This is a genomic window from Streptococcus sp. M334 (assembly GCF_000187745.1).
Lineage (GTDB): Bacteria > Bacillota > Bacilli > Lactobacillales > Streptococcaceae > Streptococcus.
On the sequence record NZ_GL732486.1, the window covers coordinates 651431 to 666799 of the forward strand.

Below are 15369 nucleotides of genomic sequence, written 5' to 3' on the forward strand. Positions count from 1 at the left end.
CAAAACGCATAATATCAAGGATTTCAACACCTGATATTATACGTTTTTCTTATCTTACAAGATTTTTTGTTCGACTTATTTTTCTATTTAAATCGCTTCTGTGACAAAACTACGGCTTTCCAATACTTTGAGCATGGCGTTAGCTGTATCTAGGGCTGTGAAGAGGGGCACCCCGTGTTCAATAGCTGAACGGCGAATCTGCTCACCATCTTCATCAGCAGTTCGTTTGGTTCCAACTGTGTTAATGATAGCTTGAATTCTTCCTTTGCGAACAAAACTTGGAATATCCTTATCGTCATCACCAATCTTACCAACAGGTTGGGCTTGCAATCCATGACTGGCAAAGAAGGCTACTGTCCCTTCTGTAGCGAGGATTCCATAGCCAATATTTTGGAAACGACGAGCCAAGTCCAAGGCTTCTTCTTTAGTATCATCAGCAATGGTAAATACAACGTTACCAAAGGTTGGTAAGTGTAAGTAAGAAGCTTCAAAGGCTTTATAGAGAGCTTTTTCCAAAGTAGTATCAGAACCCATAACTTCACCTGTTGACTTCATTTCAGGACCAAGCAAACTGTCTACCTTAGCTAGTTTGGTAAAGGAGAAGACAGGTGCCTTGATATGAACGCGAGTGCTTTCAGGGTAAAGTCCATCTTGGTAGCCAAGTTCTGATAAACTTTGCCCAAGAATGAGCTTAGTCGCCACCTGAGCCATAGGAATATTGGTCACCTTAGAAAGGAATGGAACCGTACGGCTAGCACGTGGATTGACCTCAATAACATAGACTTTTTCATTCTTGATAACAAACTGGATATTCATCATTCCAAGGCAGTTAAGACCAATTGCTAGGCGTTTAGTATAGTCGGCGATTGTTTCTTGCACCTTTTGCGACAAGGTTTGTGGTGGGTAAACAGCCATTGAATCACCTGAGTGGACACCAGCACGTTCGATATGCTCCATAATACCAGGGATAAGGACATTTTCACCGTCTGAAATGGCATCAACTTCACACTCTTGTCCAACAATATAAGAGTCAACAAGAACTGGGTGGTCTGGACTAGCCTTAACCGCTGTACGCATGTAAGAACGAAGGTCCTCCTCATTTTCCACGATCTCCATAGCACGTCCACCAAGTACATAAGATGGGCGGACAAGAACTGGGAAACCAATCTTGCGAGCTGCAAGCACTGCTTCTTCTTCATTGGTAGCCGTTTGTCCTGGTGGTTGTGGAATATCCAAGTCTTTAAGAGCTTGCTCAAAGAGGTCGCGGTCTTCGGCACGGTCTAGGTCAACAACCTGCGTACCAAGAATAGTCACACCTGCTTTTGCCAATGGTTCAGCAAGGTTGATGGCTGTCTGACCACCGAACTGAACGATAACGCCTTTTGGTTGCTCCAAGTCAATGACGTTCATAACATCTTCGAATGTCAATGGTTCAAAATAGAGCTTGTCAGATACCGAGAAGTCTGTAGAAACGGTCTCTGGATTTGAATTCATGATGATGGCTTCATAACCAGCAGCTTGAATCGCCTTAACAGAGTGAACAGTTGCGTAGTCAAACTCGACCCCTTGCCCGATACGGATTGGACCAGAACCTAGGACCAGTACAGATTCCTTGTCAGACTTGACAGACTCATTTTCCCAACCATAGGTTGAATAGAAATATGGTGTTTCAGAGTCAAATTCTGCCGCACAAGTATCTACCATCTTATAAACTGGGACAATCTTGTTTTCCAAACGAAGTTGGCGAACTTGATCAGCTGTCGTTTCCCAGAGTTCAGCAATCTTACGGTCTGAGAAACCATTGAGTTTAGCCGTTTTCAAAACGTCTAGATCTTGTGGATGAGCGCCCAATTCTTGCTCAATTTCAAAGATATGCAAGAGTTTATCCAGATAGAAGATATCAATCTTAGTCAATTCAGCAATTTCTTCTGGTGTGTAACCACGGCGAATAGCTTCTGACACATAGAAGAGACGATCATCTTGAGCCTTGACAACTTTTTCGATCAAGGCATCATCAGAAACTGATGCAAGTTCAGGTATTTCATTGTGATAAACCCCAATTTCAAGGGAACGACAGGCCTTAAGAAGTGATTCTTCGATGTTTCGACCAATCGCCATGACTTCTCCTGTCGCCTTCATCTGTGTTCCAAGACGACGTTCACCCTTTTCAAACTTATCAAATGGGAAACGAGGAATCTTAGCAACCACGTAGTCAAGGGCAGGCTCAAACATGGCATAAGTTGAACCTGTAACTGGGTTGATGACCTCATCCAAGGTCAAACCTACTGCAATCTTAGCAGCCAATTTGGCAATCGGATATCCTGTAGCCTTAGAGGCAAGGGCTGACGAACGTGATACACGAGGGTTTACTTCGATGACATAATACTTGAAACTGTGTGGGTCAAGGGCCAGCTGAACATTACATCCACCTTCAATCTTAAGGGCACGAATAATGCTCAAGCTTGCATCACGAAGCATTTGGTTTTCATAGTCTGACATGGTTTGCGCAGGGGCAAGTACAATGGAATCCCCTGTGTGAATCCCAACTGGGTCAAAGTTTTCCATGTTACAAACAACCAAAGCATTGTCAGCTGAGTCACGCATCACTTCGTATTCGATTTCTTTGAAACCTGCAATTGAACGCTCAATCAAACATTGGGTAACAGGTGACAATTTCAATCCATTTTCAGCGATTTCACGCAATTCTTCCTCATTAGCACACATACCACCACCAGTACCACCAAGTGTAAAGGCTGGACGAACGATGACTGGGTAGCCAATTGTTGCTGCAAAGGCAACTGCTTCTTCTACTGTGTTGACAATTTCAGATTCTGGAATTGGTTGCTCCAATTCTTCCATCAATTGTTTAAAGAGGTCACGGTCCTCCGCTTGATCAATGGCAGACAATTTAGTCCCCAGAAGTTCCACTCCAAGCTCATCCAAAATACCATTCTTAGACAATTCCATGGCCATATTAAGACCAGTTTGCCCACCAAGGGTTGGTAGCAAGGCATCTGGACGTTCCTTACGAAGAATACGCGTCACAAACTCAAGTGTAATCGGTTCAATATAAACCTTATCAGCAATCTCCTTGTCCGTCATGATGGTTGCAGGGTTTGAGTTAACCAAAATAACCTCATAACCTTCCTCTTTCAACGACAAGCAAGCCTGGGTCCCAGCGTAGTCAAACTCAGCAGCCTGACCAATAATAATCGGACCAGAACCAATCACCATAATTTTTTGAATATCAGTACGTTTAGGCATATATAAGATATTAAGGGCGTCAAGCGGACAAAGCTAAAATAGGAGTTATGACGAAGAACGGTCAGTCCTAGGAATAACTATCTTTTTAGCACAGTCCGTAGCCCGTATTCAGTTTAGCAAATACGGACCACCCTTCTCCTTTCTATTCGGCAACTCTCAGGTTGCCATTAAATAAATTCTCCGACGATTTTTTAGCGAAACGATACTTTTCGGTAAAAAATCTAGTGCAGGGAGTTTTTAGTTCGCCTGATAGCGACTAAAAGAAACGACCTGCCTTTCTATTCGTCGCCTCACAGAGCGACATTAAATAAGATACAAAGGACGAATAAAAAGCGATTGAATTTTAGGAAACCAAGGAAGGATTGACAATCCAAATTGGTTTCTCTAAATTCCGAGCTTTCCGTCCGTGTTCAGTTACATAAATTCTTCGACAAGCTTTTACTCGTTATTAATTTGATTGTTTAAATGCTTCCATCATCTCGATAAACTCGTCAAATAGGTAGCTTGCATCGTGTGGACCAGGGGCTGCGTCTGGGTGGTATTGGACAGAGAAAGCAGGTTGGTATCTGTGACGCACACCTTCAACTGACTTGTCATTGATTTCTTCGTGGGTAATGATCAAGTGCTCTGGCAAATCCTCACGGCTAACTGCATAACCATGGTTCTGGCTGGTGAAGTCTACTCGTCCTGTTGCAATTTCACGTACCGCGTGGTTAAAGCCACGGTGACCAAATTTCATCTTGTAAGTCTTAGCCCCGTTTGCCATGGCGAAGAGTTGGTGCCCCATACAAATACCAAAGATTGGAATTTTTCCTTGCACACCACGAATCATGTCCAGTGCTTGTGGAACGTCTTCTGGGTTACCTGGCCCATTTGACAACATAACTCCGTCAGGATTAAGATGAAGAATTTCTTCTGCAGTTGTCGTGTATGGAACCACGGTCACATTACAGTTGCGCTTAGAAAGTTCACGTAAGATTGAGTGCTTGAGGCCAAAGTCCACTAACACCACGCTCAAACCAACTCCTGGAGCTGGATAGGATGTTTTAGTAGAAACCTGCTTAATATTGTCTGTCGGCAATACTGTTGCTTGGAGCTGGTCCGTCACATGGTCCATGCTGTCCCCAACATGGGTCAAGGTTGCACGCATGGTACCATGCTTACGGATAATCTTGGTAAGTGCACGCGTATCAATCCCTGAAATACCAGGAATTTTCTTGGCTTTCAAAAATTCATCCAAGGTCATTTGATTACGCCAGTTACTTGCTCTACGCGCTTCTTCGAAAACAACAACTCCCTTACAAGTTGGAATAATGGATTCGTAATCATCACGGTTAATTCCATAATTTCCGACCAAAGGATAAGTAAAGGTCAAGATTTGTCCATTATAAGACTGGTCTGTAATGGATTCTTGGTAGCCGGTCATGCCTGTATTAAAGACAATTTCACCAGTTACATCAATATCTGCTCCGAAGGCCTTGCCTTCGAAAATTGTTCCATCTTCTAATACTAGAAGTCTTTTTGTCATATTTTCACCTCTCGTGGACGCTCACTGGCGTCTTTTAACGTCTTGTGTTTTAGTTGGCGTTTCTACTCGCCAATACGGATTCTAAGATTGCCATTCGAACAAAGACACCATTGGTCATTTGTTGGACAATCCGTGATTTTGGTGCTTCAACCAAGTGATCTGCGATTTCTACATCACGATTGACTGGAGCTGGGTGCATAAGGATTGCTGTTTCTTTCAAACGATCGTAACGTTCTTGAGTCAAGCCATGTTGGGCATGGTAGTCTTCTTTTGAAAAGATAGCTCCACTATCATGACGTTCATGTTGCACACGGAGAAACATCATGACATCCACCTGATCAATGATTTCATCAATGGTTACAAACTGTCCATAGTCTGCAAACTCTTGACTTCTCCATTCCTCAGGTCCAGCAAAGTAAAGTTCAGCTCCCAAGCGTTTCAAAATCTGCATATTAGATTTGGCAACGCGTGAGTGGTCCAAGTCACCTGCAATCGCAACCTTGAGCCCCTCAAAGTGACCAAATTCCTCATAAATGGTCATCAAATCCAGCAAGCTCTGGCTAGGGTGTTGTCCCGAACCATCTCCACCATTGATGATGGAAGTCGTAATCGTCGGACTAGCAATCAACTCTCTGTAGTAGTCGACCTCTGGATGACGAATCACACAGACATCCACTCCTAAGGCAGACAGAGTCAAGATAGTATCATAAAGTGTTTCACCCTTATTAACCGAACTAGTCTTCACATCAAAGTCAAGTCGTTCCAGCCCCAGTTTAATCTCTGCCACTTCAAAGGACTTATGCGTCCGTGTAGAATCCTCAAAGAAAAGATTGGAAACAATCGGATGGTCTTCATAAGGAAGCTGAGCTCCGTTTTTAAACTCAATTCCTCGCTTGATCAATTTCATCACTTGATCGACAGTGAGATCTTCCATGGACACCACATGGTTCAATGCTTGTTGATTTTCTGACATGGCTACTCCTTTAGCTTTCTAAGCTTCTTCAGTAATCAGAACTCTGTCTTGGCCATCAAGTTCTGCCATCTCCACGATGATTTCTTCAGAACGACTGGTTGGGATATTTTTTCCAACGTAATCTGGACGGATTGGCAATTCTCTATGTCCACGATCGACTAGAACTGCTAAACTCACACGCGCAGGACGGCCATGACCGACAATATTATCAATAGCAGCACGGATAGTACGGCCTGTATAAAGCACATCGTCCACCAAGATAACTTCACGGCCTGTCACATCAACAGAAATCAAAGAAGTATCTTCTCCACTTTTAATATCATCACGGAAAGGTTTAGTATCCAATTCCACAACAGGAACCGAAAGATTTTCTAGTTGCTCCAAACGTTCTTGAATACGGTGGGCGATAAAGACACCACGAGTTTTAATACCAGCCAAGACGATTTTATTCAAATCTTTGTTGCGTTCGATAATCTCGTAAGTAATACGCGTAATCGCCCGTTTGACGGTCAATTCGTCTACAACTTCTTTTGTCTTCATGACAAACCTCCAAAAAGAAAAGTCTCCTTAAACAAGGAGACTTGAAATGTATAGCTAAGTAAGCCCTACTGCAAACAGTATAGACTTCACCCTTCTACTTTATCACGCTCCTTGCCTGCCTCACGGGACAGGTTTAAAGGAATATTTAGTTATCAAATACTATAGCACAAAACAGACCTAAAATCAAGCAAAAACTTTTGAGCTCCCATCTTATAAATTGCTAAAATCATATAACTGTGGGTACTGGTCACACTCTGGATTTTTAGGATGACAAATAGCTCTTCCAAAATAAATCATAGCCTGATGAGCAGCTAGCCACTGCTCCGGTGGCAAGATACCCATGACCCGCTTTTCCACCTCAAGCGGTGTCGCTGATTTTTTGACAATATCGTGATGTTTGCAAATACGCTCCACATGAGTATCGACTGCAAAGGCTGGAATCCCGAATCCTACACTCATGACAACATTGGCTGTCTTGCGACCAACACCTGCCAGACTTTCCAATTCCTCTCGAGTCTGAGGGACTTGACCATCAAAATCGTCTAGTAACTGTTGGGCACATTTTTTAAGGAATTTAGCCTTATTCCGATACAGTCCTAGGCGGGAAATGTGTGAAGCAATCTCACTCTCTGTTGCAGCAGACATGGCTTGTGGCGTTGGAAAGGCAGCAAAGAGACCTGGTGTGGCCTTATTTACCGCTGCATCCGTTGTCTGAGCTGACAACATGACCGCAACCAAGAGTTCAAAATGATTGGTGAAATCAAGACTGGGCTTGGCATCTGGAAACAGAGCAATGATTTCTTCTAGCACTTTTCGTGCTCGTTTTTTTGACAAGACCATTATTCGTCTCCGTCAAATAGTCCTTGTAAGCCAGCAAAAGGACTGTTTTCTTCTTTCTTAACTGCCTGTTGAGCTTGGTATTCTTCCTCAGTCATGATTTGCCAGTCATTTCCTGAAACAAATCCTTGACCAGCCTCTTCTTCAGCCGTCAAAACCTTGATAGGAATGTTTAGTAGGATATTATCTGACACGCTCTCAGCAAGGTCAAGTTCTCCATTTTCGATAGGCAAGACCAAATCATCGTCTAAAACTTCCTGATCTAGTTGGTTAGTTGCGCCTTCCATGAAAACTTCTGTGACTGGATAAGATTCAACTAACTCAACTGGCTCCATACTGCGACTTGAAGCAAGAACAATGGTGTAAGATAGTTGATAATCTAAGAAATACATACGGTCTTCGTACTGTACTTTCCCAACCGCAAGGATATCTTTTACATCTAAAATTTCTTGATTACGTGCACGCAGGTCTGCGGCTAGGTCTAACGTTTGTTCAAAATGCAAGCCTTCAGACTGCTTACGAATTTCTTGAATATTTAATTTCATACTTCCTCCATAAAGATTTACTCTCTTGATTATACCATGAAAAGCCTACAAATCAGCCCACCAAACTTTGTAATTAAAATTCGATTTTTTAACATATTTACTATGACATTTTTGTTTTTTAGTGCTATACTATAGGTAAGAATACATCAGAGCAAGGAGGATGCTCACATGGAAGACAAAGAACTCATTACTAATGCTTACCACTCGGATTTTAGAGCTTAGAATTTCCAGTTTTCTGTTGACAAAATATCCTTAAAGGTATAGGATAGAGGTACTAATACTCGGAGGTAAGGGAGACATGAACAACTAAGTCTATCAAATAAAGAACCTTTATTTAGTAGATCTTGTTTTTGTCTCTTTTTGTGTGCTCGTTTCATACTAGATTTTCTAGTATCTTATCCTCATTGAAAATCAAAAAACTAGAAAGCTAACCATCTGCTCCTCTTGAGTTGTATTAGGCAATCCTAAGCTAGTTTGACGAGCTTTTCAACGGGGATAATAGAGTTTTCGATAGTGACTTTGGGCTCTACTAGGTAAAGTAGAGCTTTTTGTTATGCATAATCGACATTCTAGAAAGGGCAATCATATGATAAACATCAATCATCTAACCATCACACAAAACAAAGATTTACGGGACCTTGTATCAGACTTAAACATGACTATCCAAGACGGGGAAAAGGTAGCTATTATTGGCGAAGAAGGAAATGGCAAATCAACCTTACTTAAAACTTTAATGGGGGAAGCTTTGTCTGATTTCACTATCAAGGGCGACATCCAGTCTGACTATCAGTCACTGGCTTACATTCCTCAAAAACTTCCCGAGGACCTGAAAAAGAAAACTCTACATGACTACTTCTTTTTGGATTCTGCTGATTTAGACTACAGTATCCTCTATCGTTTGGCAGAGGAGTTGCATTTTGATAGTGATCGTTTCGCTAGCGATCAAGAGATTGGGAGCCTTTCGGGCGGCGAATCTTTGAAAATTCAGCTCATCCATGAGTTATCCAAACCCTTTGAGATTCTATTTTTAGATGAACCTTCAAATGACCTAGACTTTGAGACGGTTGATTGGCTAAAAGGTCAGATTCGAAAGATTCGGCAAACTGTTATTTTCATTTCCCATGATGAAGACTTTCTTTCTCAAACGGCAGACACTATTGTCCACTTGCGACTGGTCAAGCACCGAAAAGAAGCCGAAACGCTAGTAGAGCATTTAGACTATGATCGATACAGTGAGCAGAGAAAGGCTAATTTTGTCAGACAAAGCAAGCAAGCTGCTAACGACCAAAGAACCTATGACAAAACCATGGAAAAGCATCGGCGAGTCAAGCAAAATGTAGAAACTGCACTTCGAGCTACCAAAGACAGTACTGCCGGTCGCCTATTGGCTAAAAAGATGAAAACTGTCCTCTCACAAGAAAAACGCTACGAAAAGGCGGCTCAGTCCATGACCCAAAAGCCACTTGAAGAGGAACAAATCCAACTTTTCTTTTCAGAGATCCAACCACTACCGGCTTCTAAAGTCTTAATCCAGCTGGAAAAAGAAAATTTGTCCATTGGCAACCGAGTTTTGGTTCAAGAACTACAACTAACTGTCCGTGGTCAAGAAAAAATCGGTATTATCGGCCCAAATGGTGTTGGAAAATCAACTCTGTTAGCCAAGTTACATCAACTACTAAGCGCCAAAAGAGAGATTTCTCTTGGTTTTATGCCACAAGATTACCAGAAAAAACTGCAATTGGATTTATCACCAATCGCCTATCTAAGTAAAACTGGGGAAAAAGAGGAACTGCAGAAAATCCAATCTCACTTAGCTAGTCTCAATTTCAGTTATCCAGAAATGCAGTATCAAATTCGCTCCTTATCTGGCGGACAACAGGGAAAACTTCTGCTTTTGGATTTAGTCTTGTGCAAACCAAACTTTCTCCTGTTGGATGAACCTACACGAAACTTTTCTCCAACTTCTCAACCCCAAATCAGAAAACTCTTTGCAACCTATCCAGGCGGTCTCATCACTGTTTCGCATGACCGTCGTTTCTTAAAAGAGGTCTGTTCAAGCATCTATCGCTTGACAGAACATGGTTTGAAGGTAGTTAATTTAGAAGATTTATAAATTTGCAACATAGTAAAAATCCAGAGACTATCTCTGGATTCTTTTTACATCTGTTTCAAACGTTCAATCCGCTCTGCGATAGGTGGGTGGGTGTAAAAGAGTTTTTGGAACCCTCCACCTTTCTTGGGATCATTGATATAAAGTGCACTGCTGGCATCATCTACAGGACGACTCATCGGTTTACTATTATCCAACTTACCTAGAGCATTTATCATTCCTTGAGGATTGCGCGTCAACTCAACACTAGAAGCATCAGCTAGGAATTCCCTCTGACGAGAAATAGCGAGTTGCACCAAGGTTGCAGCGAGAGGTGCCAGCACAATTGCAAGTAGGGAAACCACTAGCATAATGATTTCAAGACCATTTCCATCTCTATCATCGTCATTTCGTCTGCGATCTGCGCCACCCCACCACATCATACGACCTGCCATACTAGAAAGCATGGTGATAGCACTAGCAAGGGCAACGGCAATAGTCGAAATTCGAATATCATAGTTACGGATATGACTGACTTCATGCCCCATAACAGCTTCTAGTTCTTCACGATTCATGATAGCTAGGAGACCTGACGTCGCAGCAACCGCCGCATTTTGAGGGTTAGAACCTGTCGCAAAGGCATTTAAGGCTGGATCATCAATGATGAAAACACGGGGCATAGGAATCTGAGCGACCATAGCCATATCTTCCACTACATGGTAGAGGTCTGGTGCCGTTTGCTCATCCACCTCACGCGCTCCATTCATGGACATGACAATCTCTGTCGATTGAAAAATCATGGACAAGGCATAGATAAAGCCGATAATCAGTGCGATAAGCAAACCACCAATCCCAGACCGCATAAAGAGGTAACCAACCGCATAACCAACAAGAGCTAAGAGTAGGAAAAATACCAGCAACAAAATCCACGTTTTTCGTTTATTGCTTGCAATTTGATCAAACAACATTTTAGTCACCTAAACCGCTAAAATCAACCTTAGGAACTGCCTTTTCCTCTTCTGGTGTTTGAAGGAAATCTGCTGCTTTAAATCCAAACATTCCAGCGATAATATTGCTTGGGAAAGTTTCTAATTTTACATTGTAGTTGCTGACAACACTGTTGTAGAGTTGCCGAGAGTAAGAAATTTTATTTTCTGTATTGGTCAACTCCTCTTGCAATTTTACAAAGTTTGCACTAGCTTTCAAATCTGGATAGCTTTCTGCAACTGCAAAAATACCTGAAACCTGACGAGTAAGGGCATCACTAGCTTTCATAGCTTCTGCTGGTGAAGTCGCTGCCGCCACTTGGTTACGCAGTTCTGCCACCTTTTCAAGGGTAGAACCTTCATATTTGGCATAACCTTTTACAGTTTCAATCAAGTTTGGCAAAAGGTCATTTCGACGTTTCAACTGAACATCAATCTGACTCCAAGTCTCCTTTGTTTGCATACGATTCTTAACCAAACCGTTATAGCTAACAATTACAAAAATAACAATAAGAGCTAAAACTCCAAGAATAATCCAAGTCATGATATAAGTCCTTTCTACTTTTAGATTAGTACCAGTATATCAAATTTTTAATGATTGTGGTAAAATAAGATGATACTAAAGAAGGAAATAACTATGAAACCAGAAACATTTTACAACCTGCTTGCCGAGCAAAATCTTCCACTTTCGGACCAGCAAAAAAAACAATTTGAACGTTATTTTGAGCTCTTGGTTGAGTGGAATGAAAAGATTAATTTGACGGCTATTACGGACAAGGAAGAAGTTTATCTCAAACATTTTTACGATTCGATTGCACCCATTCTGCAAGGCTTGATTCCCAACGAAACTATCAAACTTCTTGATATTGGAGCTGGAGCAGGATTTCCTAGTCTACCAATGAAAATCCTCTATCCTCAGTTAGATGTAACTATCATTGATTCTCTCAACAAGCGCATCAACTTCCTCCAACTTTTGGCTCAAGAACTGGATTTGGACGGTGTTCATTTCTACCATGGACGTGCAGAAGACTTAGCTCAAGACAAGAACTTCCGTGCTCACTATGATTTTGTAACAGCTCGTGCTGTAGCCCGTATGCAGGTCTTGTCTGAATTGACAATTCCCTACCTTAAAGTTGGCGGAAAACTATTGGCACTCAAGGCTAGCAATGCGCCTGAGGAATTATTAGAAGCTAAGAATGCCCTCAACCTCCTCTTCAGTAAGGTCAAAGATAATCTCAGCTACGCCCTACCAAATGGAGATCCGCGTTATATCACAGTGGTGGAAAAGAAAAAAGAAACGCCAAATAAATATCCAAGAAAGGCTGGCATGCCCAATAAACGCCCGCTTTAAATTTTTTAGTAAAAAATATTTACAAAGTAAACCTCGCTCTTTTATTTCTAGGCTCGGAAAAAAATGATTTACAAAATCAACCTCGCTCCTTTATTTCCAGGATCGGGAAAAAATGATTTACAAAATCATTTTTTTCTGCTATACTATCACAAGCAAAGGTTTTTAATGTCATCCCGTGAGGTGACGAAGACGCAGAAATACTTGAAACTCTTTAAAGTCTAGATTTTAGAGAAGTCTTACTCTGAGGGCCTATTGCTGTAAAATAATGGGCTCTTTTTTGATGCCCAAAAGTGAGGTTTATATGAAACAAGAATCAACTGTTGATTTGTTACTAGACGTTGACCAACGTCCTTCGGCTGGAAAAGGAATTCTCCTTAGTTTCCAACACGTTTTCGCCATGTTTGGTGCGACCATCTTGGTACCATTGATTTTGGGAATGCCTGTATCTGTTGCCCTTTTTGCTTCGGGTGTTGGAACACTCATCTACATGATCGCAACTGGTTTTAGAGTTCCAGTTTATCTAGGATCATCATTCGCCTTTATCACAGCTATGTCGCTAGCTATGAAGGAACTAGGAGGAGATGTATCAGCTGCACAAACAGGGGTTATCCTTACAGGTTTTATCTATGTCCTTGTGGCTGCTGGTGTTCGTTTTGCAGGTACAAAATGGATTGATAAACTCTTGCCACCAATCATCATCGGACCTATGATCATCGTTATCGGTCTTGGACTTGCAGGTTCAGCTGTTACCAATGCTGGTCTTGTAGCAGACGGGAATTGGAAAAATGCTCTTGTAGCCGTTGTTACTTTCTTGATTGCTGCCTTTATCAATACAAAAGGAAAAGGCTTCCTACGAATCATTCCATTCCTCTTTGCCATTATCGGCGGTTACCTCTTCGCACTAACTCTTGGCTTGGTTGACTTTACACCAGTTCTTAAAGCTAACTGGTTTGAAATTCCTGGTTTCTACTTACCATTTAGCACAGGTGGTGCCTTTAAAGAATACAATCTTTACTTCGGTCCAGAAACTATCGCTATCTTGCCAATCGCTATCGTAACAATTTCTGAGCATATTGGAGACCATACTGTTTTGGGTCAAATCTGTGGCCGTCAATTCTTGAAAGAACCAGGTCTTCACCGTACTCTTCTTGGTGACGGTATCGCAACTTCTGTTTCTGCCTTCCTTGGTGGACCAGCCAATACAACTTACGGAGAAAATACAGGGGTTATCGGTATGACTCGTATCGCTTCTGTCTCAGTTATCCGTAACGCTGCCTTTATCGCGATTGCCCTTAGCTTCCTTGGTAAATTCACAGCCTTGATTTCAACTATTCCAAATGCTGTACTTGGTGGTATGTCTATCCTTCTCTATGGAGTTATCGCCAGCAACGGTTTGAAAGTCTTGATTAAAGAACGTGTTGATTTCGCTCAAATGCGTAATCTCATCATTGCTAGTGCCATGTTGGTACTTGGACTTGGAGGAGCTATCCTTAAACTCGGTCCAGTTACCCTTTCAGGTACTGCCCTATCAGCCATGACAGGAATCATCTTGAACTTGATCTTGCCATACGAAAATAAAGACTAATACTCTTCGAAAATCAAAAAACGAGCATTTCCAACTACGGAAGTGCTCATTTTTCTTCTTTCCAAAAAAGGAAAGCCCTGCAGCCTTCCTTTGTCTTACTTGCGTTTCTTCTTCGCTTTTTTCATTTTGTTAGCCATGCGTTTCATGGACTGTTTCATGGCAAATTCACCGATTTTACCTTTGAGTCCGCCACCAAACATCTGACTCATATCTGGCATTCCTGCTCCTCCGAGAGCTGACAAGTCAGGCATACCACCTTGTCCCATCATTCCTTCAAGGGCAGACATATCCATTCCTCCCATATTTGGCATATTTTTTGGAAGGTTGTTTGGATTGATTCCCATCTGCTTCATCATCTTGTTCATATCCCCAGACATAACACCTTGCATGAGCTGTTTAGCCTGGTTAAAGTCCTTGATGAATTTATTGACTTCGACAAATGTATTTCCAGAACCTGCAGCAATACGACGGCGACGGCTCGGATTTAACAAATCTGGATTTTCACGCTCTTCAGGTGTCATGGAGGACACAATAGCACGTTTGCGCGCAATCTGGCGCTCATCCACCTTCATATTTTGAAGGGCTGGATTGTTGGCCATACCTGGAATCATCTTGAGCAAGTCTTCCATTGGACCCATGTTTTGCACCTGATCCAACTGATCGATGAAATCATTGAAATCAAAGGTGTTTTCACGCATCTTCTCAGCCATTTCAAGGGCTTTTTGCTCATCGTATTCTTGAGAAGCTTTCTCAATCAAAGTGAGCATATCCCCCATACCAAGAATACGGCTAGACATGCGATCTGGGTGGAAGGTTTCAATATCCGTGATCTTTTCACCTGTACCAGTGAACTTGATTGGTTTTCCAGTAATGTGACGAACAGATAGAGCAGCACCACCACGAGTATCGCCATCAATCTTGGTAAGGATGACCCCAGTCACTTCCAACTGAGTATTAAACTCACGCGCAACATTGGCTGCTTCCTGACCAATCATAGCATCAACGACAAGCAAGATTTCATTTGGTTGAGCCAAGGCTTTCACGTCACGAAGCTCATTCATGAGGAGCTCATCAATCTGCAAACGACCTGCCGTATCGATCAAAACATAGTCGTTATGGTTAGCTTTCGCTTGCTCCAAACCTTGACGAACAATCTCAACAGCTGGTACTTCTGTTCCAAGTGCAAAGACAGGAACATCAATCTGTTGTCCGAGTGTCTTGAGCTGGTCAATGGCAGCAGGACGATAGATGTCAGCCGCAATCATCAAAGGACGGGCATTTTCTTCTTTTTTGAGTTTATTGGCCAATTTACCAGCAAAAGTTGTTTTACCAGCCCCCTGCAAACCGACCATCATGATGATGGTTGGAATCTTAGGTGACTTGATAATCTCAGCCGTATCAGAACCTAAAACGGTTGTCAGTTCCTCATCAACGATTTTAATAATTTGTTGTGCAGGATTAAGGGTATCAATGACCTCATGCCCAACTGCACGCTCACGAACTTTCTTGATAAAGTCCTTTACAACAGATAAAGCAACGTCGGCTTCAAGCAAGGCCAAGCGAATCTCTTTGGTTGCCTCTTGGACATCAGATTCAGAGATTTTTCCTTTTTTACGTAGATTTTTAAAGACGTTCTGCAAACGTTCTGTTAAACTTTCAAATGCCATGTTT

At 42.1% G+C, this 15369-nt stretch carries 12 protein-coding genes; 3 read left to right on the plus strand and 9 right to left on the minus strand.

Annotated features, from left to right (window positions below; genetic code table 11):
* Positions 1-87: 87 nt before the first annotated feature.
* From carB to HMPREF0851_RS07645, 6 genes are all read right to left on the minus strand, one after another.
* Positions 88-3264: a carbamoyl-phosphate synthase large subunit gene (gene carB, locus HMPREF0851_RS07620; protein ID WP_009014226.1), complete on the minus strand. Its 3177-nt coding sequence runs from the start codon at positions 3262-3264 to the stop codon at positions 88-90.
* 448 nt (positions 3265-3712) lie between these two features.
* Complete coding sequence (locus tag HMPREF0851_RS07625; RefSeq protein WP_000166837.1) at positions 3713-4792, minus strand: carbamoyl phosphate synthase small subunit; 1080 nt, start codon at positions 4790-4792, stop codon at positions 3713-3715.
* Positions 4793-4841: 49 nt separating this feature from the next.
* Complete coding sequence (locus HMPREF0851_RS07630; RefSeq protein WP_001293843.1) at positions 4842-5765, minus strand: aspartate carbamoyltransferase catalytic subunit; 924 nt, start codon at positions 5763-5765, stop codon at positions 4842-4844.
* A gap of 18 nt (positions 5766-5783) precedes the next feature.
* Entirely contained in the window at positions 5784-6305 is a 522-nt protein-coding gene (pyrR, locus tag HMPREF0851_RS07635) for a bifunctional pyr operon transcriptional regulator/uracil phosphoribosyltransferase PyrR (RefSeq protein ID WP_000850022.1), read from the minus strand.
* A gap of 210 nt (positions 6306-6515) precedes the next feature.
* Entirely contained in the window at positions 6516-7145 is a 630-nt protein-coding gene (gene nth / locus HMPREF0851_RS07640; protein WP_000244440.1) for an endonuclease III, read from the minus strand.
* The gene (locus tag HMPREF0851_RS07645) at positions 7145-7687 is read right to left on the minus strand and encodes a YceD family protein (RefSeq protein WP_000773212.1); all 543 of its coding nucleotides are present in this window, start codon (positions 7685-7687) and stop codon (positions 7145-7147) included. Before HMPREF0851_RS07645 ends, nth begins: the two co-directional genes overlap by 1 nt.
* A 553-nt stretch (positions 7688-8240) precedes the next feature.
* On the opposite strand from HMPREF0851_RS07645, the gene HMPREF0851_RS07650 reads away from it, so the two are divergent.
* A complete protein-coding gene (locus HMPREF0851_RS07650; RefSeq protein WP_009014227.1) occupies positions 8241-9800 on the plus strand; it encodes an ATP-binding cassette domain-containing protein in 1560 nt (519 codons plus the stop codon).
* A gap of 44 nt (positions 9801-9844) precedes the next feature.
* Here HMPREF0851_RS07650 and htpX read toward each other — a convergent pair whose 3' ends face one another.
* A complete protein-coding gene (gene htpX / locus HMPREF0851_RS07655) occupies positions 9845-10744 on the minus strand; it encodes a zinc metalloprotease HtpX (protein WP_000895739.1) in 900 nt (299 codons plus the stop codon).
* Position 10745: 1 nt separating this feature from the next.
* Entirely contained in the window at positions 10746-11306 is a 561-nt protein-coding gene (locus HMPREF0851_RS07660) for a LemA family protein (RefSeq protein WP_000219844.1), read from the minus strand.
* A gap of 93 nt (positions 11307-11399) precedes the next feature.
* Here HMPREF0851_RS07660 and rsmG point away from each other — a divergent pair, with 93 nt between their 5' ends.
* On the plus strand, positions 11400-12113 hold the full coding sequence (rsmG, locus tag HMPREF0851_RS07665; RefSeq protein WP_000801939.1) for a 16S rRNA (guanine(527)-N(7))-methyltransferase RsmG: 714 nt from the start codon (positions 11400-11402) through the stop codon (positions 12111-12113).
* Between the two features lie 301 nt (positions 12114-12414).
* Complete coding sequence (locus HMPREF0851_RS07670) at positions 12415-13698, plus strand: uracil-xanthine permease family protein (protein ID WP_025169851.1); 1284 nt, start codon at positions 12415-12417, stop codon at positions 13696-13698.
* Positions 13699-13793: 95 nt separating this feature from the next.
* On the opposite strand, the gene ffh is transcribed toward HMPREF0851_RS07670, so the two are convergent.
* Positions 13794-15365: a signal recognition particle protein gene (gene ffh, locus HMPREF0851_RS07675; protein ID WP_000863646.1), complete on the minus strand. Its 1572-nt coding sequence runs from the start codon at positions 15363-15365 to the stop codon at positions 13794-13796.
* Positions 15366-15369: the final 4 nt, after the last annotated feature.